At 58.5% G+C, this 25,390-nt stretch carries 20 protein-coding genes and 1 riboswitch; of the genes, 5 read left to right on the forward strand and 15 right to left on the reverse strand.

Features of this window, described 5'->3' with window-relative positions:
- Positions 1-27: 27 nt before the first annotated feature.
- Both GHO41_RS01400 and GHO41_RS01405 read right to left on the reverse strand, forming a co-directional pair.
- Complete coding sequence (locus tag GHO41_RS01400; RefSeq protein ID WP_153331599.1) at positions 28-3,129, reverse strand: efflux RND transporter permease subunit; 3,102 nt, start codon at positions 3,127-3,129, stop codon at positions 28-30.
- Positions 3,130-3,131: 2 nt separating this feature from the next.
- Positions 3,132-4,286: an efflux RND transporter periplasmic adaptor subunit gene (locus GHO41_RS01405; RefSeq protein ID WP_153432721.1), complete on the reverse strand. Its 1,155-nt coding sequence runs from the start codon at positions 4,284-4,286 to the stop codon at positions 3,132-3,134.
- A gap of 179 nt (positions 4,287-4,465) precedes the next feature.
- On the opposite strand from GHO41_RS01405, the gene GHO41_RS01410 reads away from it, so the two are divergent.
- Positions 4,466-5,167, forward strand: a complete 702-nt coding sequence (locus tag GHO41_RS01410; RefSeq protein WP_153428077.1) for a response regulator transcription factor — start codon at positions 4,466-4,468, stop codon at positions 5,165-5,167.
- Between the two features lie 3 nt (positions 5,168-5,170).
- Complete coding sequence (locus GHO41_RS01415) at positions 5,171-6,466, forward strand: ATP-binding protein (protein ID WP_323368831.1); 1,296 nt, start codon at positions 5,171-5,173, stop codon at positions 6,464-6,466.
- A 33-nt stretch (positions 6,467-6,499) separates the two neighbouring features.
- Here GHO41_RS01415 and rarD (GHO41_RS01420) read toward each other — a convergent pair whose 3' ends face one another.
- The 4 genes from rarD (GHO41_RS01420) to GHO41_RS01435 all read right to left on the reverse strand — a co-directional run bounded on the left by rarD (GHO41_RS01420) (position 6,500) and on the right by GHO41_RS01435 (position 10,673).
- Complete coding sequence (rarD, locus tag GHO41_RS01420; protein ID WP_371928793.1) at positions 6,500-7,381, reverse strand: EamA family transporter RarD; 882 nt, start codon at positions 7,379-7,381, stop codon at positions 6,500-6,502.
- Between the two features lie 235 nt (positions 7,382-7,616).
- On the reverse strand, positions 7,617-8,501 hold the full coding sequence (gene rarD, locus GHO41_RS01425; protein WP_371928794.1) for an EamA family transporter RarD: 885 nt from the start codon (positions 8,499-8,501) through the stop codon (positions 7,617-7,619).
- Positions 8,502-8,618: 117 nt separating this feature from the next.
- Positions 8,619-8,894, reverse strand: coding sequence for a peptidylprolyl isomerase (locus GHO41_RS01430; protein WP_019409622.1), 276 nt, complete (start codon positions 8,892-8,894; stop codon positions 8,619-8,621).
- A gap of 45 nt (positions 8,895-8,939) precedes the next feature.
- The gene (locus tag GHO41_RS01435) at positions 8,940-10,673 is read right to left on the reverse strand and encodes an ATP-binding protein (RefSeq protein WP_178126450.1); all 1,734 of its coding nucleotides are present in this window, start codon (positions 10,671-10,673) and stop codon (positions 8,940-8,942) included.
- Between the two features lie 241 nt (positions 10,674-10,914).
- Between GHO41_RS01435 and GHO41_RS01440 the strand changes: the two genes are divergently transcribed.
- Positions 10,915-12,216, forward strand: coding sequence for an OprD family porin (locus GHO41_RS01440; protein WP_153432723.1), 1,302 nt, complete (start codon positions 10,915-10,917; stop codon positions 12,214-12,216).
- 86 nt (positions 12,217-12,302) lie between these two features.
- Here the strand turns inward: GHO41_RS01440 and GHO41_RS01445 are convergent, their stop codons facing one another.
- The 8 genes from GHO41_RS01445 to GHO41_RS01480 all read right to left on the reverse strand — a co-directional run bounded on the left by GHO41_RS01445 (position 12,303) and on the right by GHO41_RS01480 (position 21,718).
- Positions 12,303-13,241, reverse strand: a complete 939-nt coding sequence (locus GHO41_RS01445) for a carbohydrate kinase (protein WP_153432725.1) — start codon at positions 13,239-13,241, stop codon at positions 12,303-12,305.
- A 5-nt stretch (positions 13,242-13,246) separates the two neighbouring features.
- Positions 13,247-14,734 (reverse strand): xylulokinase, encoded by a 1,488-nt coding sequence (gene xylB / locus GHO41_RS01450; protein WP_153432727.1) that lies wholly within the window; start codon positions 14,732-14,734, stop codon positions 13,247-13,249.
- Positions 14,735-14,792: 58 nt separating this feature from the next.
- Positions 14,793-16,268: a mannitol dehydrogenase family protein gene (locus GHO41_RS01455; protein ID WP_153432729.1), complete on the reverse strand. Its 1,476-nt coding sequence runs from the start codon at positions 16,266-16,268 to the stop codon at positions 14,793-14,795.
- Between the two features lie 30 nt (positions 16,269-16,298).
- Positions 16,299-17,402, reverse strand: a complete 1,104-nt coding sequence (locus GHO41_RS01460) for an ABC transporter ATP-binding protein (RefSeq protein ID WP_153432731.1) — start codon at positions 17,400-17,402, stop codon at positions 16,299-16,301.
- 22 nt (positions 17,403-17,424) lie between these two features.
- Complete coding sequence (locus tag GHO41_RS01465) at positions 17,425-18,258, reverse strand: carbohydrate ABC transporter permease (protein ID WP_371928796.1); 834 nt, start codon at positions 18,256-18,258, stop codon at positions 17,425-17,427.
- Between the two features lie 7 nt (positions 18,259-18,265).
- The gene (locus tag GHO41_RS01470; RefSeq protein WP_048371714.1) at positions 18,266-19,192 is read right to left on the reverse strand and encodes a carbohydrate ABC transporter permease; all 927 of its coding nucleotides are present in this window, start codon (positions 19,190-19,192) and stop codon (positions 18,266-18,268) included.
- 138 nt (positions 19,193-19,330) lie between these two features.
- The gene (locus GHO41_RS01475) at positions 19,331-20,641 is read right to left on the reverse strand and encodes a sugar ABC transporter substrate-binding protein (protein WP_153432734.1); all 1,311 of its coding nucleotides are present in this window, start codon (positions 20,639-20,641) and stop codon (positions 19,331-19,333) included.
- Positions 20,642-20,782: 141 nt separating this feature from the next.
- The gene (locus GHO41_RS01480) at positions 20,783-21,718 is read right to left on the reverse strand and encodes an AraC family transcriptional regulator (protein WP_153432736.1); all 936 of its coding nucleotides are present in this window, start codon (positions 21,716-21,718) and stop codon (positions 20,783-20,785) included.
- A 121-nt stretch (positions 21,719-21,839) separates the two neighbouring features.
- Between GHO41_RS01480 and cobF the strand changes: the two genes are divergently transcribed.
- Positions 21,840-22,601: a precorrin-6A synthase (deacetylating) gene (cobF, locus tag GHO41_RS01485; protein ID WP_153432738.1), complete on the forward strand. Its 762-nt coding sequence runs from the start codon at positions 21,840-21,842 to the stop codon at positions 22,599-22,601.
- Here cobF and GHO41_RS01490 read toward each other — a convergent pair.
- Positions 22,596-23,900: a glycosyltransferase gene (locus tag GHO41_RS01490; RefSeq protein ID WP_153432740.1), complete on the reverse strand. Its 1,305-nt coding sequence runs from the start codon at positions 23,898-23,900 to the stop codon at positions 22,596-22,598. The genes cobF and GHO41_RS01490 overlap by 6 nt on opposite strands.
- A gap of 123 nt (positions 23,901-24,023) precedes the next feature.
- Positions 24,024-24,223: riboswitch (cobalamin riboswitch) on the forward strand.
- Between the two features lie 93 nt (positions 24,224-24,316).
- Here GHO41_RS01490 and cobW point away from each other — a divergent pair.
- Complete coding sequence (cobW, locus tag GHO41_RS01495; RefSeq protein ID WP_153432802.1) at positions 24,317-25,387, forward strand: cobalamin biosynthesis protein CobW; 1,071 nt, start codon at positions 24,317-24,319, stop codon at positions 25,385-25,387.
- Positions 25,388-25,390: the final 3 nt, after the last annotated feature.

Here is a 25,390-nt window from a genome sequence, read left to right on the forward strand (position 1 = left end):
GCCGAACCTTAGCACGTGAAGCAGGCGTTAACGTTGACGCGGTTTGCTGCGGGTCAGTTTCATCACCACCACAAAGAATACCGGCACAAATACCACGGCCAATGTGGCGACGATCATGCCGCCGATAACGCCTGTACCAATGGCTTGCTGGCTGCCCGAGCTGGCGCCTGTGGCAATCGCCAGAGGCACAACGCCGAGGATAAAGGCCAACGAAGTCATGACAATCGGCCGCAGACGCAAGCGGGCGGCTTTCACCGTGGCCTCAACCAGGTCATGGCCTTCGTCGTACAGGGTCTTGGCGAATTCGATGATCAAAATGGCGTTCTTGGCCGACAAGCCAATAATCGTAATCAAGCCCACTTTAAAGAACACGTCATTCGGCATGCCGCGCAACGTCACCGCCAACACCGCACCGAGCACGCCCAAAGGCACTACCAACAGCACTGCGGTGGGAATCGACCAGCTTTCATACAGCGCCGCAAGGCACAGGAACACCACCAGTAACGACAGGCCCAACAACAACGGCGCCTGAGAGCCGGAGAGCTTTTCCTGCAGCGACAACCCAGTCCATTCAAGGCCGATGCCTGCCGGCAACTGATCAACCAGGCGTTGCATTTCCAGCATGGCTTCACCCGTTGTGTGGCCCGGGCCTGCTTCACCCGAAATACTCACCGCCTGATAACCGTTGTAGCGGGACATCTGCGACGGGCCTTGAATCCAGCGCGCTTCGACAAATGACGACAATGGCACCATTTTCCCCAGGTTATTGCGCACATTGATCTTCAGCAGGTCTTCAACCTGGCTGCGTTGATCGCCTTCAGCCTGTACGACAACCCGTTGCATGCGCCCCTGATTGGGGAAGTCGTTGACGTAGGCAGAGCCCACGGCGGTCGACAGCACATTACCGATGTCGGCAAACGAAATGCCCAGCGCATTGGCCCGTTTGCGGTCGACTTCGAGTTGTACTTGCGGGCTTTCTGCCAGGGAGTCTTCGCGCACGTTGGCCAGCACCGGGCTTTTCTCGGCCAGAGCCATCAACTCGGTTCGCGCTTGCATCAGCACGTCATAACCGACACCGCCACGGTCTTGCAGGCGCAATTCAAAACCGCTGGAGGTGCCCAAACCACTGACCGCAGGCGGCAGAATGGAGAACGCCACCGCGTCTTTGAGCTCGCCAAACGCGGCGTTTGCGCGATCTGCGATGGCCGAAGCGGAATCCTTGATGCCACGGGTCGACCAGTCCTTGAAGGTGGTAAACGCCAGCGCGGCGTTCTGTCCGCTACCCGAGAAGCTGAAGCCCAGAATCATGGTCACGTTGCTGACCCCGGGCTCTTCGGCGTAGTGAGCTTCGATCTGCTTGGCCACCGCGATCGTCCGGCCCTGGCTGGCCCCTGGCGGCAACTGAATGTCAGTAATGATGAAGCCCTGATCCTCAACGGGCAGAAAGGAGGAGGGCAGGCGCGCAAAACACACCACCAGCACCACCAGCAAGGCACCGTAAAGCAACAGATAACGGCCGCTGCGTTTGATCAGGTGCACCACCCAATGCTCGTAGCCCTCAGACAGACGCTCAAACTTGCGGTTGAACCAGCCAAAAAAGCCGCCCTTGGCATGGTGCTCACCCTTGGCAATGGGCTTGAGCAGTGTCGCGCACAGGGCCGGGGTCAGCGACAGGGCCAAGAACGCCGAGAACAGAATCGAGGTTGCCATCGCCACCGAGAACTGCTGATAGATCACGCCCACCGAGCCCGGCATAAACGCCATGGGAATGAACACGGCCACCAGTACCAGAGTAATGCCGATGATCGCCCCGCTAATTTGCGTCATGGCCTTGTGCGTGGCCTCGCGGGGCGGCAAGCCTTCGCTGAGCATGATCCGCTCAACGTTCTCAACCACCACAATCGCGTCGTCCACCAGAATCCCGATGGCCAGTACCATACCGAACATGGTCAGTACGTTGATCGAGAAACCCAGCACTAGCATCGTGGCGAATGTGCCCATCAGGGCCACAGGCACTACCAGGGTCGGGATCAGCGTGTAACGGATGTTCTGCAAAAACAGGAACATCACCGCGAACACCAGCACCATGGCTTCGATCAGTGTGTACACCACCTTGGTGATCGAGACTTTGACGAACGGCGTGGTGTCATAAGGGATCTTGTACTCAACGCCCTCAGGGAAGTAGCGGCTCAGCTCATCCATTTTGGCGCGGATCATATTGCCGGTACTCAAGGCGTTCGCCTCAGGTGCCAATTTGACGCTGAAAGCACTGGACGACTTGCCGTTCAGGCGGGTGCCGTATTGGTACTCCTGGCTGCCGATCTCAACCCGTGCCACATCGCTGACCCGAACCGTGGAACCGTCCGGGTTGGCGCGCAGGACAATATCGCCGAACTCTTGCGGGCTCGACAGTTGGCCCTTAACCAGCACCGTGGCGGTAATTTCCTGGGTCGAACGCCCCGGCAAATCACCGATGCTGCCAGCAGACACTTGCGCGTTCTGGCTGGCAATCGCTTGGTTGACGTCCGCCGGTGTTAGGTTGAAACCAATGAGTTTTTGCGTGTCGATCCAGATCCGCATGGCCCGTTCAGAGCCATACTGCTGAGCCTTGCCGACCCCTTCAACACGCTTGATCTCGTTCATCACGTTGCGCGCGAGGTAGTCGCTGAGGGCAACCTCATCCAGCCCGCTGCTCGGGTCTGCGGTCAGCGTTACCAGCATCAAGAAACCCGAGGAGATTTTCTCAACCTGCAAGCCTTGCTGGATAACTGCTTGTGGCAAACGCGACTCCACCGCTTTAAGGCGGTTTTGCACGTTGACCTGAGCCATTTCCGGGTCTGTACCCGGCTTGAACGTGGCTGTAATGCTGGCACTGCCCAAACTGCTCTGGGACTCGAAATACAGCAGGCCGTCGGTGCCGTTGAGCTCTTGCTCAATCAGGCTGACCACGCTTTCGTCCAAGGTATGCGCCGACGCGCCGGGGTACACCGCATACACTTCAACTTGCGGCGGCGCGACCACCGGGTATTTGGCCACGGGCAGCTTCGGCAGCGCCAAGGCCCCGGCCAGCACAATAAATAACGCTACGACCCAGGCAAAGATCGGGCGATCGATAAAAAACTGCGGCATGCTCACCGATCCGTGGAGTGTGCGAGGGGAGGTGTCGGGTCATCAATTTGCACCTGTTCACCGGGACGTGCGTGTTGCAGACCTTCGATCACAATGCGGTCGCCCGCCTTCAGGCCTTCGTTAACGATCCAGCGATCATTGATCACGCCGCCCAGTTGCACGGGCTGCTGTTTGACCTTGCTTTCAGCATCTACCAGCAGCACCTGCGCCACCCCCGCGCTGTCACGCAGAATGGCCCGTTGCGGCACGCTGATGCCTTGCTTATTGACCGCCTGTTCCAGGCGCACGCGAACAAAGCTGCCCGGCAACAAGTCGCGGTCCGGGTTGGCAAACTCACTGCGCAGGATGATCTGCCCGGTGCTCGGGTCAACGCTGACATCGGTAAACAACAGTTTGCCCGGTACCGGGTAGAGACTGCCGTTGTCGCGGATCAAGGTGACGCGTGCCTGATTCTTGCCGACCTGTTGCAAGTCCCCGGCGCGAAATGAATCGCGCAGGTTGTCGAGGTCACGGGTTGATTGCATCAGGTCAACCTGAATCGGGTCCAGTTGTTGGATGCGAGCCAGCGGTGTCACTTCACCCTGGCCTACCAGTGCACCTTCGGTGACCAGCGCACGACCGATACGCCCGGAAATCGGCGCTATCACGGTGGCATAGCCCAGATTCAGTTTTGCCCGTTGCACAGCGGCCTTGTTGGCGGCGACTTCGGCCTGGGCCTGCAGCGATTGCGCGCGGGCATTGTCGTAGTCCTGACGGCTCACAGCATTGCTGTCGACCAAGGCGCTGTAACGCTGGTCTTGCAGTTTTGCCTGGAGGGCAAGTGCCTCGGATTTGCGCAGTGCTGCTTGCGCGCTGTCCAGATCGGCCTGCAACGGCGCAGGATCAATAATAAACAGCACGTCCCCTTGTTTGACTTCGCTGCCTTCTTCGAAAGCGCGCTTGATGACGACGCCCGCCACTCGCGCGCTGACCTGCGCGACACGCGGCGCAACCACGCGGCCACTCAGTTCGTTATTGATCGACAGCGCTTGCGGGACGATGACTTCAGTGCTGACCTTGACCACAGGCGTCTTTTCTTCAGTGGCCGGAGTTTTACCGCAGGCACTCAAGGCTAAAGCCAGTGCCGAAAGACATAGCGGGACGAAGAGCTTTTTCAACGTTCGTGCCTTCTTATATATGCAGGGTAAGTCTGTAAAAGACCTTGGCATGCTAAGCGCAGCACGCAAAAGGCGTTGTGAAGCTGTGTAGGCGGTGTGTGAAAAAGTGTGAAGGTTCTGCTCCTATCCCTGAGAGGTTGTATATCCTTTGGGTTTTCCCCCGGTTGTAAGCATTTATTATGCCCACTATCTTGCTGGTCGAAGACGACGCCGCACTCTCCGAACTGATCGCCAGCTATCTGGAACGCAATGGTTACCAGGTCAATGTCATTGCGCGCGGTGACCAAGTGCGTGATCGAGCGCGAAACAACCCCCCGGATCTGGTGATTCTCGACCTGATGTTACCGGGGCTGGATGGTTTGCAGGTCTGCCGATTACTGCGCGCCGACTCCGAAAGCTTGCCAATCCTGATGTTGACTGCGCGCGACGATAGTCATGATCAGGTTCTGGGGCTAGAGATGGGGGCCGACGATTATGTGACAAAACCTTGCGACCCTCGCGTCCTGTTGGCGCGTGTGCGCACTTTATTGCGGCGCAGCAGCCTGGCAGAGGCGCACGTCGCCAGTGACCGGATCCTGATGGGCAACCTGTGCATCGACTTGTCGGAACGCACAGTGACATGGCGCGGCGACATCATCGAACTGTCCAGCGGCGAATACAACCTCTTAGTGGTGTTGGCCCGGCATGCCGGCGAAGTGCTCAGCCGCGACCAGATCCTGCAACGTCTGCGCGGCATCGAGTTCAACGGCACCGACCGTTCGGTTGACGTGGCCATCTCCAAATTGCGCCGCAAGTTCGACGATGACGCCGGTGAAGCCCGCAAAATCAAAACTGTGTGGGGCAAAGGTTACTTGTTCAGCCGCTCGGAATGGGAATGCTGATTCGTGTTCAAAATTCTCATCCGTCTGTATCTGGTGACTATCGTGACGTTCGCCGGGGCCATTTATCTGGTGCCGGAAATGATCGTGGCGGTGTTTCACGACCGTTTCATGAATTACAACGTTGATATGTCACGCGGCATGCAAGCCTTGCTGGTCAAGCAGTTTGACCAGGTGCCTGCGCAACAGTGGCCCGAGTTAGCGCAGGCCCTTGATAGCCAATTTGCACCGCTGCGGATCAATCTGCTGCCCATTACTGACCCGCAGTTCAGCACCGCCGAACAGCACCAGTTACATCAGGGGCAGGGCGTGTTGCGCATCGGTGAGTGGGGTTGGCGCACGCGGGTGGTTTCACCGTTGAACGGCGAGCAGGCCATCGAACTGGTGATGCCGCCTGATCCGTTTGACCTGAACGTGCTGTATTGGAGCATCAACGTGTTGATTGGTGCGGCATTGCTTGCTGGCTTATTGCTGTGGCTGCGCCCGCACTGGCGCGATCTTGAGCGCCTCAAACGCACGGCAGCACGTATTGGTCAGGGGCAGCTCAGCGAGCGTACGCAGATATCCCCGCGCTCCAACATTTACAGCCTGGCCAGCGCCTTTGACACGATGGCCCAGGACATCGAAAACCTGCTCAACCAGCAGCGGGATTTGCTCAACGCCGTCTCACATGAGTTGCGTACCCCATTGACCCGCCTCGATTTTGGCCTGGCGCTGGCACTCTGTGACGACCTGCCGCCCGCCAGTCGTGAGCGCTTGCAAGTGCTGGTCGGGCATATTCGCGAATTGGATGAATTGGTGCTGGAATTGCTGTCGTTCAGCCGTCTGCAAAACCCGGCGCTGGTCCCGGAGCGCATCGAGGTGTCACTGGCGGAGTTTATCGACAGCATCCTCGGTAGTTTTGACGAAGAGCTTGAAGCCCCGGAAATCGTCCTCGACGTGATGCTGCACGGCACCGAAGAGCGTTTTGTCCTCGACCCGAGGCTGACGGCCCGGGCTTTGCAAAACCTGTTGCGCAACGCCATGCGTTACTGCGATCGACGGATTCAGGTGGGGGTTAGCCTCAATGCCAAAGGCTGTTCGCTGTGGGTGGATGACGACGGCATCGGCATTCCCGAGCAAGAGCGGGAACGCATCTTCGAGCCGTTTTATCGCCTGGACCGCAGCCGCGATCGGGCAACCGGTGGTTTTGGCCTGGGGTTGGCCATCAGCAGGCGAGCCCTGGAAGCCCAGGGCGGCACCTTGAATGTTGAGCAATCGCCGTTGGGCGGGGCGCGTTTCAAGCTGTGGTTGCCAGTCTGACGCAACGTAGCGCGGGCGAACCCGCGCTTTGCCTCAGATCGAGCGGCGTTGCCGGCTCACGTGTTTCAAGCCTTCAAGCACCAGGACCGCCACGGCCAGCCAGATCGGCCCATAGGTCAGCCATTGGCCTTCTTCCAGGCTATCGCCCAGCAACAGGGCGACGGCCACCAGCAGCACCGGCTCAACGTAGCTGAGCAGGCCAAACAGGCTGAAGGGCAGCAAACGGCTGGCGAGAATATAAGAAAAGCCGGCGGCCGCACTGATGATCCCCATCAAAGGCACCAGCCAATACAGTGCCTGGCGCTGCGCATCGAGGTCTACATGCTGGCCCGCCAGCACAAACCACAGTGCAACTGGGACCATCAGCAGCATGTCCAGCCACAGACCGCCCAGGTTATCGATGCCGATTTTCTTGCGCAGCACGAAGTACATCGGGTAGCCGATGGCCACAACCAGTGTGGTCCAAGAGAAACCGCCGGTGCGGTACAACTCGTTCGCCACGCCAATCACGGCCAGGGCGGTGGCTATTTTCTGCAAATGCGAGAGATGCTCGCCGTAGACAATGCGCCCGGTGAGAATCATGGTCAGCGGCAGCAGAAAGTAACCCAACGACACATCCAGGCCATGCCCGTTGAGTGGCCCCCACATAAACATCCAGAGCTGCACGCCGACCAGAAAGCTGGTGATCAGTGCGCAAGGAATTAGTAGAGGTTTGTCTCGTAAGCGATTGAAAATTATAGGAACCCATTTCCAATCACCAGAGAAGCAGAGAAACAGAGTCATGAAGGGCAGCGAAATCAGTATTCGCCAGCCGAAGATTTCCTGGCCATCAAGCGGCCAAAGCAGGGAAGTGAAGTAGTACAGGACGCCAAACAAGCACGAAGCCAAAATCGATAAAACAATACCTTTAGACACAACAACCTCAATGGATCTACAGCGTTACTCATGAGAGTGGGCACATAGATTGAGGTTGTTGGAGGTCGTTGGCAAATCCCCTTTAAACCAGTGACTTGGCTTAAATACTTACAGAAAACGATCAAACTCTAAAAGTCCAAGCAAATACTGGGCCAAAGTCGTTTTAAACGAGCGTTCGTGTTTTCTGAAAAAGTGATTAACGGTAGTTTGGGCAGCATCCGGGCAGGCTCAAACGCTACACAGATCGACGTTGGCGCACCAAATGTTTGAACCCTTCGAAGATCAGCACCATCACCGCCAGCCAGATCGGGATGTACGTCAGCCATTGGCCTGAGCTGATGCTTTCGCCCAGCAGCAGGGCGACAAGGACCAACAACACCGGTTCAACATAACTGAGCAAGCCAAACAGGCTGAACGGCAGCATCCGGCTGGCAATGATGTAGCTGATCAAGGCCAGGGCACTGATGCCGCCCAGAATCGGGATTAGCACATACAGTGCTGCTCGCTCGCTGGCCACGTCGAAACCGTGTTCGCCGCTTTGCACGAACCACCAGGCAATCGGGATCAGCAACAGCATGTCAAACCACAAACCGCCGAGGTTGTCGGTCGCCATGCGTTTGCGCAGCACGAAATACACCGGGTAACCAATGGCCACCAGCAGCGTGGTCCATGAGAACCCGCCCACGCGATAGACCTCGTTGGCCACACCAATGGTGGCCAGGGCAGCAGCGATTTTTTGCAAGTGCGACAAGTGCTCGCCAAACACGATGCGCGCGGTCAGCAGCATGGTCAGCGGCAGCAAAAAGTACCCCAGCGACACATCCAGGCTATGCCCGTTAAGCGGCGCCCACAGGAACAGCCAGAGCTGCACCCCAACCAGCGCGCTGGAAGCCGCCAGCACGCCCCACAACCGAGGCTGCTTGCGCAGGCGGGAGAAGATCACCGGGACGTGTCGCCAGTCACCCGAGAAAAACATGAACAGCGTCATGCATGGCAGCGTCAGAAGCATCAGCCAACCGAAGATCTCAGCCCCGCTCAGGGGCCACAGCATGGACGTGTAGTAATACATGACACCGAACAGGCTCGATGCCAGAACCGATAAAACAATACCTTTGGACACAACAGCCTCGTTGAAACGCACTTTATGATTTTTAGGAAGTGCATAGCTTGAGGCTATGGAAGGTGCAGGGCAATAACATAAAGGAGGTAGGGGTTTGTTCCCGCAGGGTTAACCGATTCAGTCGCGGTAAAACACTTGCACCAGGTGATAGCCGAATTTGCTCTTCACCGGGCCGTGCACCACGCGCAGCGGCTTTTTGAAGATGATCTGATCAATCACCCCGACCATCTGCCCCGGACGCACTTCGCCCAAGTCACCCCCGCGCTTGCCTGACGGGCAGGTCGAGAACTTTTTGGCCAGCACATCGAAGGCTTCGCCTTTGGCAATGCGCTGCTTGAGCGACTCGGCTTCTTCGGCGGTCTTGACCAGAATGTGGCGGGCTTGAGCTTTCATGGGGCAGATACCTTGCAACTGTGGGGCTTTTTACGAGGGCGCGGATTATGCCTGAGTTTTCTCCAGGTAGCGCGGCAAGTGCAAGCGCACGCGGGTGCCGGAGCCACTTTCGCTGATGATGCTGACGTGCCCGCCGGACTGCTGGGCAAAGCCGTAGATCATCGACAGGCCCAGACCGGTGCCTTGGCCCACCGGCTTGGTGGTAAAGAACGGGTCAAAGGCCTTGGCAAGAATTTGCGGAGTCATGCCCGCACCGTTGTCGCTGACTTCAAACATCACATACTCACCGGCCTTGATCGGCTCAAGCGTGCTGGACTGGCTGTCCGTGAGGTAGGTATTGGCGGTACGCACGACCAACTCGCCGCCGTCTGGCATGGCGTCCCGGGCATTGATAATCAGGTTGAGCAGGGCGCTTTCGAGCTGGCCGCTGTCAGTGTTCACGGCCCAGACGTCTTCGCCCAGTTCAACGTGCAAATCAATATTGGCCCCTTTGGTACTGCTGAACAGCGCTTGCAGTGAGCTGACCAGTTGGTTGGGGTCCAGCGGCCTGCGGTCCAGCGACTGACGCCTGGAAAACGACAGCAGTCGGTGGGTCAGGGCAGCTGCACGCTGGGCTGAAGACACGGCTGCGTCGGTAAAACGGCCCACTTCAGTGATCCGCCCGGCCGCGATGTAACGCTTCATCAAGTCCAGGCTGCCGAGAATCCCGGTGAGCATGTTGTTGAAGTCGTGGGCGATACCTCCCGTTAACTGGCCGACGGCTTCCATTTTTTGGGCATGCCGCAAGGCTTCTTCGGCCCGTTCACGCTCTTGCATCTCGCGTTGCAGTTGCGCGTTGGCTTCGGCCAAGGCCTGGGTGCGCTGCGCCACGCGTTCTTCTAGGGTTTCATTGAGGTTGAGCAGCGCTTGCTCGGTTTTTTTACGCTCGGTGATGTCCAGCGCCGCGCCCATAAAGCGCTGAGCGCTGCCAGGGCCACCGGAAAAACAACGGCCCCTGGCAAAAATCCAGCGCACCTTGCCGTCCAGGTTCTGCAGGCGATATTCCTGGGCATACTCGCCGTTGCGGGTCACGCAGTCCTTGATCGTACGGGTCAGCAGCGCGCGGTCATCAGGGTGCACGCCTTGCAGGTAGGCGGTGATCGGCAATTGCCCGGAAAGCTGCGGCTCGATTCCGTGCATTTGCGCGAAGCGGCTGTCGGTCACAAACAGGTCCTGGTCAATGTTCCAGTCCCAGGTGCCGACGCCATTGGTGGCGGTCAGTGCCAGTTGCAGACGCTCTTCAGTGTCATGCTGGGCTTTGCGGCTGGCCAGCGAGCGTTGGCGCAACTTGATGGCGGTGCGCCTGCGCCGTGAGGTCTTGGCCGCCGTCATCAAGATCCCGGCCACGTTGCCTTGTTCGTCGTGAACCGGGCTGAAGGTCAGGTCCAGCCAGAGTTCGGTGGCGTGCTTCTGGTCCGGGTAAAGAAAGTACTGGTCCAGGTACGAGCGGCTTTGTCCGGCCCACACCGAGGCAATCACCGGACGACTGAACTCGGTGTATTCCGGCCAACTGAAATGCAGCGGCTGAGCAAAGCCTGCGGGGTGCTTGTTGCCCGCCAGTGCGGCAAAGCTGTCGTTGTAGATTTGCGTCAGTTCAACGCCCCACAGCAACAGCATTGGCATGGGTGAGTGCATGACCATTTGCGCACTGGTTCGCAAGCTTTGCGGCCAGTCAGTGATCTGGCCCAAAGGGCTGCGTGCCAACGCCGTGAGTTGGCGGGTGGTAAAAACGGCGCTCATGGATAAGTCCCGAGTGTGAAGCTAAAAGAAGTGTATTTAATGCCGGATAGCGGCTAAAGGCTATTAATGATCTTGAAAAGCCCGTGCTTGAGCGTGCGACTAAGGTCCAATGAGTGTCGAGCTTAGCCTTTCGTACAATTGCGCCCCGTTTTTACAGGCAAGGGATTCGCTTCGGTATTTCACCGCAGGTGCGACGTCCCTTGTTTTTGTTGCGCGAAAGATTCGCTGCTGGAGCATGGTCATGGTTCATCCTTTTTCATCGTTGAAGCAAAGCCGCATGGCGCGTATGAGTGCACTGGCCGTGTTTGCCGGTTTCGCTGCCCAGACGCAGGCCGGCGGTTTTTTTGAAGACAGCAGCGGCTCGCTGGAGTCGCGCACGGTGTACTTCAATCGCGACTTCCGCGATGGCAGCAGTTCAAGCCCTCAAGGCGCTTCCAAACGCGATGAGACGGCCCAAGGGTTTATCCTCAACCTGCAATCGGGCTACACCGAAGGCACCGTCGGCTTTGGCCTCGACGCGCTGGGCATGCTGGGGATCAAGTTGGACTCCAGCCCGGCCAACAGTAACAGCGGCCTGCTGCCTTCGACCGGCAGCGATCCGCGTCGTTCCAAAGATCAATACGCCAAAGGTGGCCTGACCGCCAAAATGCGTGTTTCCAAGACCGTGCTCAAGTACGGCACCTTGCTGCCTGACCTGCCGTTGCTCAAGTACAACGACGGCCGTTTGCTGCCCAACATCTTCAACGGCGCGATGCTGGAGTCCCAGGAAATCAAAGACCTGAAGTTCATGGCTTCGCGTCTGGACCGCTACACCGCACGGGACTCCACCGACTCCCAGGACCTGCGGCTGAACTGCAAAAACAAGCGTTATGCCTGCAACATCACGGCTGACCATTTCACGATGTACGGCCTCGATTACAAGGTTAACGAGCAACTGACGGCGCAGTACCACTACGCTGAGCTACAAGACATTTACCGTCAGCAGTTCATTGGCCTGTTGGCCAAGCAGCCGATGGGGCCGGGTGTACTGGCCGCCGATGTGCGCTTGCTGAAAAGCGATGACAGCGGCTCGTCCAGGGCCGGAAATATCGACAACCGTGCCTTTGGCACTCTGCTGTCGTACTCGTTGGGCGGTCATAAATTCGGTGCCGGTTGGCAGACCCTGAACGGCAAGACCTCAATGCCGTACCTGGATGGGACCAATCCGTACCTGGTCAACTATGTTCAGGTCAACGACTTCGCCAACGCGCAAGAGCGTTCGTGGCAACTGCGTTACGACTACGACTTCAAGGCCATGGGCATCGACGGCTTGTCCTTCATGACCCGTTACGTGAACGGCGACAACATCAAAGTGGTTGGCCGCAACGAAGAAGGCAAAGAGTGGGAGCGCGACAGCGAGCTCAAATACGTGGTGCAGAGCGGCCTGTTCAAAGACGTCAGCGTGCGCTTCAGAAATGCGACCTACCGCACCAACTACTCAAAATTCGCCCGCGACGTCGACGAAACACGACTGATCGTCGGCTATAACCTGTCGATCTGGTAACCATCCCCCCTGTAGGAGCGAGCTTGCCTCGCGAGCTTTTAAAGATCAAAAGATCGCGAGGCAAGCTCGCTCCTACAAGAGATGTCTCAATCCAATTGGTGCCTGTACGGCAAATCCGGCCCGGTTTTGCTGCAGGTCAGTGCCGCCGCACGGCACGCAAAATCGAGCAGGGCGGCGATGTCCGCTTTGCTCAACTGCTGAAAACCTTCGATTGAATCCCGTTGCTGCTCGGTCAGCCAGGCGATGACCGCAGCCTGAAAGGTGTCACCGGCACCCACGGTATCGGCCACGGTCACCGACTGCGCTGGCAGCGAATACTGCCCATGTTTGCGACTGAACACGCTTGCGCCTTCTGCGCCCCGAGTCAAAAACACTAACTGACAACGCTGACTCAACCAGGATTGCGCGATCTGCTGCGGGTCTTGTCCCGGATACAGCAACTCAAGGTCTTCATCGCTGACTTTTATCAGGTCAGCATAGGGGATCAGTTGCTTGATCCGCTGGCGCCACACCTCGATATCAGGCTCAGGGTTGAGCCGCACGTTAGGGTCAAGGCTGATCAGGCGCTTGCCGCTTTCGCGTTGCACCAAGGCCAGCAACGTATCGGCAATCGGTTGCACCACCAGCGAGAACGAGCCAACGTGCACACCACGTATCTGCGGCCCCAGCGTTGGCAAGTGCTGCACGTGCAATTGCCGGTCGGCACAGCCTTCACCGCGAAAGCTGTAATTGGGCACGCCATTGGCATCCAGCGCGACCATGGCCAGCGTGGTGGGTGCATTGATCTCCCACCAATACTGAGCCGTCACGCCTTCGTTGAGCAGGACCTGTTTCAGGCGTTTGCCCAGATAGTCTGTGGAAAGCCCGGCAAACAACCCGGCTTCGACGCCCAGTCGGCGCAAGCCCACGGCCACATTGAAGGGCGAGCCGCCAGCAATCGCATTAAAGCCGACTTTATTCGGCAAGCCAGCCGTGTCCGCCTGGGCAAAAAAATCAAATAACGCTTCACCGCATACCAGGTACATAAGTCTCACTCGGTTAAGGCGCCTACCTGTTCTCGGTAGCGCTGATAAGCCTGTTCATAGGCAGCGACGTGGTTCGGGTCGGGTTGGGTCTGGCTGTTTGACTCTAGCCGCACACAACGTTGGCAGAGGTCTTCAAGGGTCTCGGCACCTGCGCTGACACACCATGCCGCCTGAATGGCCGCCCCCAGTGCTGCCGCTTCGCTTTGTTCGGTACAGACCACCGGGGTGTTCATGATGTCGGCCACCATCTGGCGCCACAGTGCGCTTTTGGAACCGCCGCCAACCAGGCGGATGGCCTGGCTTTGCAGGCCGTTGCGGCGCAATAAATCCAGACCGTAACGCAAACCAAAGGTGGTGCCTTCGATGGCGGCGCGGCACAGATTGGCCTGGGTCATGTTGGTCAGGGTCAGGCCCTGAACACTGCCGGTGGCGTGGGGCAGGGCGGGCACCCGTTCACCGTTCAAAAACGGCAGCATGCTGACCCCGTCGGCGCCAATCGGGGCCTGGCTGGCCAGCGTGTTAAAGACCTCGACGGACAACCCGAACAAGTCACGAACAGCGCTGGTGGCATTGGTCAGGTTGAGGGTGCAAATCAACGGCAGCCAGCCGCCGCTGGAGGCACAAAAGCTCGCCACCGAGGCATCCGGGCTGACCTGCGCTTGCGCATTGAACGCATACACCGTGCCCGACGAGCCGAGGCTCATGGTGATGATCCCCGGGCTGATATTTCCCGTACCGATGGCGCCCAGCATGTTGTCGCCGCCTCCGCTGGATACCACGGCATTCGGGTTGAGGCCCAGCAAGTGGGCGACGTGCGAGCGCAGTGTGCCGACCGCTTGATGGGGTTCCAGCAGCTGCGGCAGTGCCTGTTCCAGACGCCCGCTGGGGTCGATGTGGCGCAAGATGCCGAGGTCCCACTGGCGGGTTCGCACATTAAAATAACCGGTGCCGGAAGCGTCGCCATATTCACTGCAATAGCGCCCCGTCAGCCAGAAATTCAGGTAATCGTGGGGCAGCAAAATATGCGCGGTCTGTTCAAGTACCTGCGGATGGTGACGGCGTGTCCAGAGCAGTTTGGACACGGTATAACCCGGTGCAATCACCAGCCCCAGGCGCTCGAGCGCCCCGGCATCACCGCCCAGCCAGTCCAGCAGTTGTTGGTTTTCGGCGCTGGACTCGGTGTCACACCAGAGTTTGGCCGGGCGCAGGACGTTACCCTCTGCGTCGAGCAATACCAGCCCGTGCTGTTGGCCGCTGACGCCGATGCCTTGAATCTGCAGGCCGCTGACCCCGGCGTTGTTCAGGGCCTGGCGGGTGGCGATCTGCAAGGCCTCTAGCCATTGCCCGGTGTCTTGCTCGCGACGCCCGTTTTCGCCCTGGATTAATGTGTGAGCGGCAGCCCCCAGCCCCAGCACCTGGCCGGACTGGCTGTCGAGGACCAGGGCTTTTGTGCCCTGGGTGCCGCAATCGATGCCCAGATATAGATGCTTCATAGAAACCTGGCCTTGCAGTACGTGTGGTCGCGGATGAGGGTGGGGGGAATAGGCGCTTTTACAGCCGCGCCAGCCTCTCCAGCGTCCCGCTCACGCCCACTTCACGCAAACTGTTGAGGCACCAATCAAACGCCGCCACAAACTCGGCCGACTGCGCGATTGCCGTGCCAAAAATTTCCTCAACCCCCAGCAAGCGCTGCACGATCAGCTCGTCGTCAGCCACCAGCGCCTGGCAGAACTCAGCACGCGGGTCCGGAATGGCATAGGTTTGCCCGGTTTCATCAACCCCCTTGAGGTACAACGCCCACGCCGCGACCACCAAGGCGGCACGCTTCAATTCAGCGCCGTCGGCAATCAGGCGATTGATCGTCGGTACGGTGAATTTGGGGAATTTCGACGAGCCGTCAGAACACACGCGCTCCAACTGGTCGGCAATCGCCTGATTGGAGAAGCGCTGCACCAGTGTGTTTTTGTAAACCGCCAGGTCAATGCCCGGCACGGGCGCCAGTTGCGGGGTGACGTCTTTGTCCATATAGGCGCGCATGTACGCCACAAACAGCGGGTCGTTCATGGTGTCGTGGACGAAGCGATAGCCCTTCAAAAAGCCCAGATATGTCAGCGCCAGATGGCTGCCGTTGAGCAGTTTGATCTTCATTTCTTCATAGGGCGTGACGTCATCGGTGAGCTGCACGCCCACCGTTTCCCAGGCGGGGCGGCCGTTGCTGAACTTGTCCTCCAGCACCCATTGAATAAACGGTTCACACACCACCGGCCAGGCATCGTCGATGCCCAATTGGTCATGCAGTTGCAAACGGTGGGCGTTGCTGGTCATGGGCGTGATGCGATCGACCATTGCATTGGGGAAGCTGACGTTGGCGGCGATCCAGTCGTGCAAATCCGGGTTGCTCAACGCGGCGAAGGCCAGCAGGGCTTTACGGGCCACATTGCCGTTATGCGGCAGGTTATCGCACGACATTACGGTAAAGGCCGGGGTGTGGTTGGCGCGGCGTTGGGCGAGGGCGGCACACAACACGCCAAACACCGTGCGCGGTGCGTGCGGCTGGGCCAGGTCCTGCTGAATCTGCGGCAGATGAGCCATAAATTCGCCGGTGCTGTCGTCGATGCAGTAGCCACCTTCGGTGATGGTCAGCGAGACGATGCGGATGTGCGGGCTGGCAAGTTTGTCGATCACTGCTTGAATGCTGTCTTCGGCCAGCAGCATGTCGCTGATCGAGCCGATGATGCGGCTTTGCGTGTCGTCGCTGTCGCCCAGTTCGAACAAGGTATAGAGGTAGTCCTGGCCTGCCAGGTCGTCACGCACTTTGCGGTCTTCGGGGCGCAGGCCAATACCGCAGATGCTCCAGTCCAGATCGCGCCCTTCATTCATTAGCGCATCGGTATAAAACGCCTGATGCGCGCGGTGAAAGCCGCCGACCCCGAAGTGCGCGATGCCGTGCTGCGTGTCGCTGTCGAGGTAGTTTGGCTTAGCCACTTTGGAGGTCAGGTTGTCGAGGTTACGACGGTTCAATTTCATGGGGGCGATCTCAAAAAAAGCGCGTCAGAGTCAGGCAGCAGCACGCAAGGAACGGCTTATGGCCAGCCCTTGGGCATCAAATAAATGGCAATGTTCACTGTCCAGATGCAGGTGCAATTGCTCGCCGTACTGGCTCGCCATGTCACCACGAATACGCATGGTCAGGGGTTCGCCACAGGCAGTGATCACATGGCAATAGGTGTCGCTGCCCAGACGCTCACCGACGTCAGCGGTGACCGTCAGGGTGCAGTCGCCGGGCTTGGCCAAATTCAGGTGCTCGGGGCGAATGCCCAGTGTCACCTCACTGCCCAGGCTCAGCGAAGGGCCGCTCAATGGCAGTTGAATACGCGTGCCCGCATCCAGCGCGACTTCGCAGCCTTGGCTGTCGAGACGGCTGATTTTGCCTTTCAAAAAGCCCATTTTCGGCGTACCGAGAAAGCCTGCGACAAACAGGTTGACCGGGTGGTGATACAGCTCCAGCGGCGAGCCGACCTGTTCGATTTTACCGGCGTTGAGCACCACTACCTTATCGGCCAGGGTCATGGCTTCGACCTGATCGTGGGTCACGTAAATCATGGTGGCTTGCAGTTCTTGATGCAGGCGCGCCAGTTCCAGGCGCATTTGCACCCGCAGTGCCGCATCAAGGTTGGACAGCGGCTCGTCAAACAGGAAAATCTTCGGGTTGCGCACAATCGCCCGGCCAATGGCCACGCGCTGGCGTTGCCCGCCAGATAACTGTTTGGGCTTGCGCTCAAGCAAGGGCGCCAGTTCAAGGATGCGCGCCGCTTCGTTGACCTTTTTCTCGACGTCGGCTTTGGGTACGCCCGCCAGATCCAGCGCAAACGACATGTTCTTACGCACGGTCATGTGCGGGTACAGCGCGTAGGTCTGGAACACCATCGCCAGGTCACGTTTGGCCGGGCTGACTTCGGTGATGTCACGTCCGTCCAGGGAGATAGTCCCGCCGGTGACTTCTTCAAGCCCGGCAATCAGGCGCAGCAGGGTCGATTTACCGCAGCCCGACGGGCCGACAAACACCACGAATTCCCGGTCATTCACTTCAAGGTCGATGCCCTTGATGATCGACAGCCCTTCGAAACCTTTTTGCAAATTCTTGATTTTCAGGTTGGCCATGATGAGCCTCCAGTCGTTATTTTTATTTAACAGCGCCGAAAGACAAGCCGCGCACCAGTTGCTTCTGGCAGATCCAGCCGAAAATCAGGATCGGCGCGCAGGCCAGGGTCGAGACGGCCGACAATTTGGCCCAGAACAACCCTTCAGGGCTTGAATAAGAGGCGATCAGGGCGGTCAGCGGTGCAGCGCTGGAGGATGTCAGGTTCAGCGACCAGAAGGCTTCGTTCCAGCACAGAATCAGCGACAGCAACAAGGTCGACGCCAGGCCACCCTTGCTGATGGGCAGCAGCACGCGAATCACCTCTTGCCACAGGGTGGCGCCGTCCAGCCGGGCGGCTTCGAGGATGTCTTTGGGGATGTCCTTGAAGTAGGTGTAAATCATCCAGACCACAATCGGCAGGTTGATCAAGGTGTAGATGATGATCAGCGCGACACGGGTGTCGAGCAGGCCGAAGCTTTTGGCCAGCAGGTAAATCGGCATCAGCACGCCCACCGGCGGCAACATCTTGGTGGAGAGCATCCACAGCAGCGTGCCTTTGGTGCGCTTGGTCTCGTAGAACGCCATGGAGTAGGCGGCCGGGATCGCGATCAACATGCACAAGATGGTCGCGGTGAACGAGATCACCACCGAGTTCCAGGCAAAGTGAAAGTAGCCACTGCGCTGCTCAATGTGCAGGTAGTTTTCCAGCGTCGGGGTGAAGATAAACTGCGGCGGTGAGGCAAACGCGTCGAGTTCGGTCTTGAAGCTGGTCAGCACCATCCAGAAGATCGGGAAGAAAATCAGGATCGCGATGGCCCAGGCCAGGGTGCCGAGCAGCACGCTTTGCAGACGGCGGGATTGTTGGAGTGTCATCACGTGATCCTCACGACTTGTCTGTCAGGTTTTTGCCCAACATGCGCACCAGAATAATGGCGGCGATGTTGGCGATAACCACGGCGATCAACCCACCGGCCGATGCCATGCCGACGTCGAACTGCACCAGTGCCTGGTTGTAGATCAGGTAGGCAAGGTTGGTCGAGGCGTAGCCAGGGCCGCCGTTGGTGGTGGTGAAGATTTCGGCGAATACCGACAGCAGGAAGATGGTTTCAATCATCACCACCACGGCAATCGGGCGGGCCAGATGCGGCAGGGTCAGGTGCCAGAAAATCGCAATCGGCCCCGCGCCATCGAGGCGGGCGGCTTCTTTTTGCTCCTGGTCCAGCGACTGCATGGCGGTCATCAGGATCAGGATGGCGAACGGCAACCACTGCCACGAAACAATGATGATGATCGACAGCAGCGGGTAATGCGCCAGCCAGTCAATCGGCTGGGCGCCGAAGAACTTCCAGACGGCCGCGAGAATCCCGGATACCGGGTGGAAAATCAGGTTCTTCCAGATCAGCGCGCCCACCGTGGGCATGATGAAAAAGGGTGAAATGAGCAATATCCGGACAATGCCGCGGCCCATGAACTCAGTGGCTTCCAGCAGGGCACTGATCAACACGCCGAAGACCACGCTGATCAACAGCACGCTGCCGACCAGCAGCAAGGTGTTGGTGGCGCCCGGCAAAAAGCCCGAGTCGGTCAGGAAGTAGGTGAAGTTTTCCAGCCCGACAAACTGGTTTTCGCCGGGGTAGAGCAAGTTGTAGCGGATCAGCGAAAAGTACAGGGTCATGCCCAGCGGCACGATCATCCACAGCAGCAACAGCGCCACGGAGGGTGAGACCAGAAACCAGCCAGGGTTGAGCAGCCGTGATTTACGCACCTGCGGCGGGGCGTCGATCGCTGTCGTAACAGTCGAAGTTGTCATGGTAAGTACCTGAAAAATAACGCAAAGCGTTTGTGGGAGCGGGCTTGCTCGCGATCGCATCACCTCAGTGAATCAGGTGTGCCGAGTTGCCTGTATCGCGAGCAAGCCCGCTCCCACAAGTTTTTGGCGTTGGGTCGACTATTTTGGATAGCCCGCACGTTTCATTTCGCGCTCAGTGGATTGCTGGGCGGCTGCCAGCGCTTGGTCCACCGTGGTCTGGCCAATCAGCGCCGCCGAAAACAATTTGCCGACCTGGGTGCCGATGGCCTGGAACTCAGGGATCGTCACCAACTGAATGCCCACATAGGGCACAGGTTTGAGGGTCGGGTCTTTGGGGTTGGCGGCTTTGAGCGACTCCAGCGTGACCTTGGCAAATGGCGCCGCCTGCAGGTAGGCGTCGGTGTAGGTCGAGTTGCGCGTGCCCGGCGGCACATTGGCGATGCCGTCTTTTTCAGCCACTAAAGCGCCGTAGTCCTTGGACGTTGCCCAGGTGCTGAAAGTTTTTGCGGCGTCTTTGGCTTTGGAGCTGGTGGGAATGGCCAGTGCCCAGGAGTAAAGCCAGGCGCTGCCTTTGTCGGTGACTTGATGCGGGGCAAAGGTGAATCCGACATGGTCAGCAACTTTGCTCTGGGTTTTGTCAGTGACAAATGACCCGGCGACGCTGGCGTCAACCCAGATCGCGCATTTACCGCTGTTGAACAGTGCCAGGTTTTCGTTAAAACCATTACTGGTCGCACCCGGAGGGCCGGACTCCTTCATGGTGTTGACGTAGAAGTTCAGGGCGTTTTTCCATTCAGGGCCGGTAAAATCTGGCTGCCACTTCTCATCGAACCAGCGCGCGCCATAGGCGTTGGCCACAGTGCCGATCAAGGCCATGTTCTCGCCCCAACCCGCTTTGCCGCGCAGACAAATGCCGTATTGCTCCTTATCGGGTTTGTTCAGTTGTTTGGCAAAGCCTGCGATCTGTTCCCAGGTCGGGTGCTCAGGCATGGTCAGCCCTGCCTCTTTGAACAGATCGGTGCGGTAATAGGTCATGGAGCTTTCGGCGTAAAACGGCAGGGCGTAGAGCGTGCCGTTGACTGACAAGCCATCACGTACTGACGGGAACACGTCTTCGATGGCGTACGTGGCGGGCAAGTCGGTCATGGGTTCGAGCCAGCCTTTGGCACCCCACAGTGCGGCTTCGTACATGCCAATGGTCAGTACGTCGAACTGGCCGCCCTGGGTCGCAATATCGGTGGTCAGGCGCTGACGCAGGACGTTCTCTTCGAGGACGACCCAGTTGAGCTTGATATCGGGGTGTTCGCTCTCGAAGGTTTTCGCGAGCTTTTGCATACGGATCATGTCGCTGTTGTTGACCGTGGCGATGGTCAGGGTTTGCGCGCCCAAGGCGATGCCGCTGAGGGTCATGCAAGTCGCCACACATAACGCTTTGACAGGAATATTCATTGAGCACTCCTCTTCATCGGCCAGGCGGCTTTTGAAGGACGGTTATTGTTTTTATAGCTGCCGGCCCAGAGACCTGCACGTGGGCTGATTACAGCCCTCAATCACCGTCGTGACAAAGCTTTGGAAACACTTGAACCGATACTATTTTGCACTGCGCTGGCGTTCACCCGGCAGCGGCTGGTTTTGCTCGGTTAAACGCTGGACCGCAAGGCGCCGATAGTGTGATGGAGTCATGCCTTTAAGCTGCTGAAAACGCCGATTGAAGTTGGAAATATTGTTGAAGCCCGACTCAAAACAGACGTCGGTGACGGCTTTTTCGCCATCGGCCAGCAGCTCGCAGGATTTGCTGATGCGCAAACGGTTCACAAACTCGATAAAACAACGCCCGGTGGCCTGTTTGAACACCCGCGAGAAATAGGTCGGTTTCATGCCCATGTACGCGGCCACTTCTTCCAGGGTCAGCTCGCGGGCGTAGTGAGTAAAAATATAATCCACGGCGCGGTTGGTACGGTCGATGGTCTGCTCGTCAGCCAAGTGCCCGGCCGTCACGCCAGACAACAGCTGATAATCGTCGCAGTCGGCCAGCAACTGCAGCAGGATCAAAAAATGCCCCAGGCGGGTGGTGCCGGTGGCGTCAGCAATGGCCTGCATCAGGTCGACCGCCCGGAGAATGGTTTTTGCGCAACGAAACTCGATGCCGTACTGCGCCCGTTCAAGCATTGGCGTCAGGGCTTTCAGCTCGGTGAACACGGTGCTCGCGTTTTCGAGCATTTCATCGGTGAAGTTGACCAGCATGTCGCGCAGGGGCACCACTTCATCCTCGCTCACCTGGCTGATCCAGTTGTGAGGCAGGTTGGGCCCGGTCAGAAACAGTGTTTCAGGGTAAAAATTGCCGATATAGTCGCCGACAAACACTTTGCCGCTGCTGGCCATAATCAGGTGCAGCTCGTATTCCTTGTGGAAGTGCCAGCGGACCAAGGGGCAGGGGAAGCCATGCTGGCGATAAATGATCGACAAGCCGTTATGGTCGTCCATCAGTTCGTAGGAAGGGTCGGTAGCTCTGGCGAGTCGCGTCATGATTTCGCGCTTAGTCGGATTGTTATAGGGCGATCATGCCGCCTTATCTAAATTCCTACCAGCTACGGTTATTACTCCGTCGCAATTGAGGCGACGATCTGTACGCAAAGGGCCTGATTCAATGAAAACACTGCTACTGATCGGCATCGGCGCGGGTGACCCGGAGCACATCACCGTCCAGGCGATTAACGCCCTCAACCGCGCATCGGTATTTTTTGTGCTGGATAAAGGCCAGACCACTGAAGATCTGGTGCGCCTGCGCCTGGAAATCTGCGAACGTTATATCCGCGAACCCGCCTACCGGGTGGTACAGGTCAGTGATCCGCAGCGTGATAGCTCAACGCCTTCCTACACCCGGGGCGTGGAAGACTGGCATGAGCAACGCGCCGAGGTGTTCCAGCGCCTGATTGAAAATGAACTGGCCGAGGGCGAGTCGGGGGCATTTCTGTTATGGGGCGAGCCGGGGTTGTATGACAGTACGCTGCGTATTCTTGAGCGGGTGCGGGCGAATGGCTGCACCGGCTTTGATTACGAAGTGATCCCCGGCATCAGCAGTGTGCAGGCATTGGCGGCGCGCCATCGCGTGCCCTTAAATGGTATTGGCCAGCCGATTCGTATCACCACCGGGCGACGACTGACCGCCGCAGACCTGGACAATGTAGTGGTGATGCTCGATGCCCACTGCGCGTTTCAGGCGTTTACCCAGGAAAACCTCGACATTTATTGGGGCGCTTACCTGGGCACCGCCGATGAAATCCTGATTGCCGGCAAGCTCGCTGACGTTAGCGAGCAGATCAAACACACCCGTGAAGTCGCGAGACAACGCAAAGGCTGGATCATGGACACTTACTTGCTGCGCCGGCGCCTTGCACCCGACTTATGAGGTGAGGGGCCTGGCGCTGTTTTTCGCCTCGATCCACTGCGACATGTATTGCGTACTTTTATGCTGGTGATGGCGCAGCATGGCGCCGGTGAAGTTGTTGCGCCGATGCTGCTCAAGCCCGGCGCGGCATGCATTGATGCGTTGCACCAGCGCCGGGCCATGGTCGCTCTGCAGGTAGCGCGCCTGGAGCAATGCCTGCCCGTTTTGCTGGGCGTTTTGCCAGGCCTGCGGGTTTTGATACAGCTCAACCGCGGCGGCAGCAATGGCACTGGCGCTCTGTTCAATGGCACCGGCCCATGGCATGTCACCGTGCATGCCTTCGGCGCCGATCGGGGTCGTCACGTTGGGCGTACCACACAGCATGGCGTCGGCAATTTTGCCTTTGATCCCGGCGCCAAAGCGCAGCGGTGCGAGGCAGATGCGGGCGCTACTCATTACGGCCAGCGCGTCTTCGGCCCAGTTCAACACGTGGAAACCTTGCTTGGGGTTATGCAAGGCCGTGGCTTTGGGCGGCGTGTAGGCACCGTAGATATGCAACTGGGCATCGGGCAACTGTTGGCGAATCAGCGGCCAGACCTGAGTTTTCATCCATAGCACTGCATCCCAATTGGGCGCATGGCGAAAGTTGCCAATGCTCAAGAAGTGCTGGCGCTGCTCAAACGGCACGAACTCGGTCGGCACCTTGTCGACCATCAGCGGGCACCAGTGCAACAAGGCGGCGGGCACGTGGAATTGCTCGACCAGCAGATCAATCTCGTACTCGGAGATCATCAGGTTCAGGTCGCTGCGATAGATGGCGGCAATTTCTCGCTGCGCCAAATCGGCATCGGCCATGTGTTCGAAGGTCTGCACGGGCGAGGGCGCAAACAGGCGGCTGAAGTCATCCTGCTCGGGATGATCCTTTAAGTGGGCCTTGAGTTGCAGATGGCGAGCATCACGCAGGCTTTGCAGGTCTGAGGTTTCAAGCACCCGCAGGGCATTCGGACAGTGTTTCTCGACACGCCAGCCGAACTGTTCCTCCATCATGAAGCGGTCAAACAGCACGATATCCGGGGCCAGGTCACTGATAAAGGCATCAAAGCTGCTGTTATTCAGCTCGATAGCAACCTCAGCAATGCCCAGTGCCGCCAGATCAGCCTTGTGTTCGCCAATCCCGGCGGGGCTGCTGAAGGTGATGTGCCAGCCTTCCTGCAAGAAGCTCTCGATGATTTGCATCATATGCCCGCCCGCCGCCGAAGACCGTGGCTCGGGCCACACGTAGCCAATGATCAGAACGTGGGTAGGGCGGGGCAACGACATGAGCAGATCCTTGGAACCGGGGGCGGCTGAAAAAGCGGCAATTGTCGCGCAGTCAGGTGTTTGTAGCCAACTCGATTGTGGGAGTGGATAGTCGCTCAACATTGACCTGTTACAAAGCACTGCGTAGCCTTGCACCTTCGAGGTTCTTCGCCACGCGAAGCTAAGACGGGAACGCGGTATGCCGCGGCTGCCCCCGCAACTGTAAACGGTCAATAACCCTGCCAGGCCACTGCTGATTCAGCGGGAAGGCGCAGGGCAGAGGTCAGCCGCTGGCGGACTTCCAGCCGTAAGCCAGGAGACCTGCCTCGTACCAGATTCTTACTTCAACCGGGCGGGGTGATCCGGTGGCGAAGAGTAACCGCACACACCGGGCGGTTCTCGTCCCGTATGCCCGCCGCTTTGCCAAAGGGCATCCGATGAAAACACTGGCCAAAACCCCCGTCACTATCGTTACCGGCTTTCTCGGCTCGGGCAAAACCACCTTGCTGCGCCATATGCTGGACAACGCTCAAGGTCGTCGCATTGCCGTGATCGTCAACGAATTCGGCGAGTTGGGCATCGACGGTGAAATCCTCAAGCAATGCTCCATCGGTTGCACCGAAGAAGAAGCCAACGGCCGCGTGTACGAGCTGGCCAACGGCTGCCTGTGCTGCACCGTGCAGGAAGAGTTCTTCCCGGTCATGCGCGAACTGGTTGCCCGTCGCGGCGACATCGACCACATCCTCATCGAAACTTCGGGCCTGGCCTTGCCAAAACCGTTGGTTCAAGCCTTCCAGTGGCCAGAAATCCGCAGCGCCTGCACCGTTGACGCGGTCATCACCGTGGTTGACAGCCCGGCCGTTGCCCGTGGCACCTTCGCCGCCTTCCCGGACCAGGTCGACGCACAGCGCAAACTCGACCCCAACCTGGACCACGAATCGCCATTGCACGAACTGTTTGCTGACCAACTGGCCAGCGCAGACCTGGTGATCCTCAACAAAACCGACTTGATCAAGCCCGAAGACCTGGCCAAAGTTCGTGCCGAAGTCGCTGAAGAACTGCCACCGGCGGTAAAAATCATCGAAGCCAGCAGCGGTCGCCTGCCGCTGGACGTGCTGCTGGGCCTGGGCGCCGGTTCTGAAGACCATATCGACAGCCGCCACAGCCATCACGACCATCACCACGAAGGCGATGATGACCACGACGATCACGACCACGACGCCTTTGACTCGATTTCCATCGAGCTGCCGCAAGCAGAAGAGCGCCAGTTGCTGGATGCGCTTACCGAGCTGGTCGTTAAACACGACATCCTGCGGGTTAAGGGCTTTGCTGCCATTCCTGGCAAACCGATGCGTTTGCTGATCCAGGGCGTGGGCACGCGTTTTGACAAGCACTTCGACCGCGCCTGGGGCAGTGACGAAGCACGCACCACCAAACTGGTGCTGATTGGTCAGGACCTGGACGCAGCCTTGCTTGAGTCCGCACTGCGTACAGCGTTGGGCGCTTAAACC

The organism is Pseudomonas sp. FSL R10-0399 (assembly GCF_009600165.1).
Lineage (GTDB): Bacteria > Pseudomonadota > Gammaproteobacteria > Pseudomonadales > Pseudomonadaceae > Aquipseudomonas > Aquipseudomonas helleri.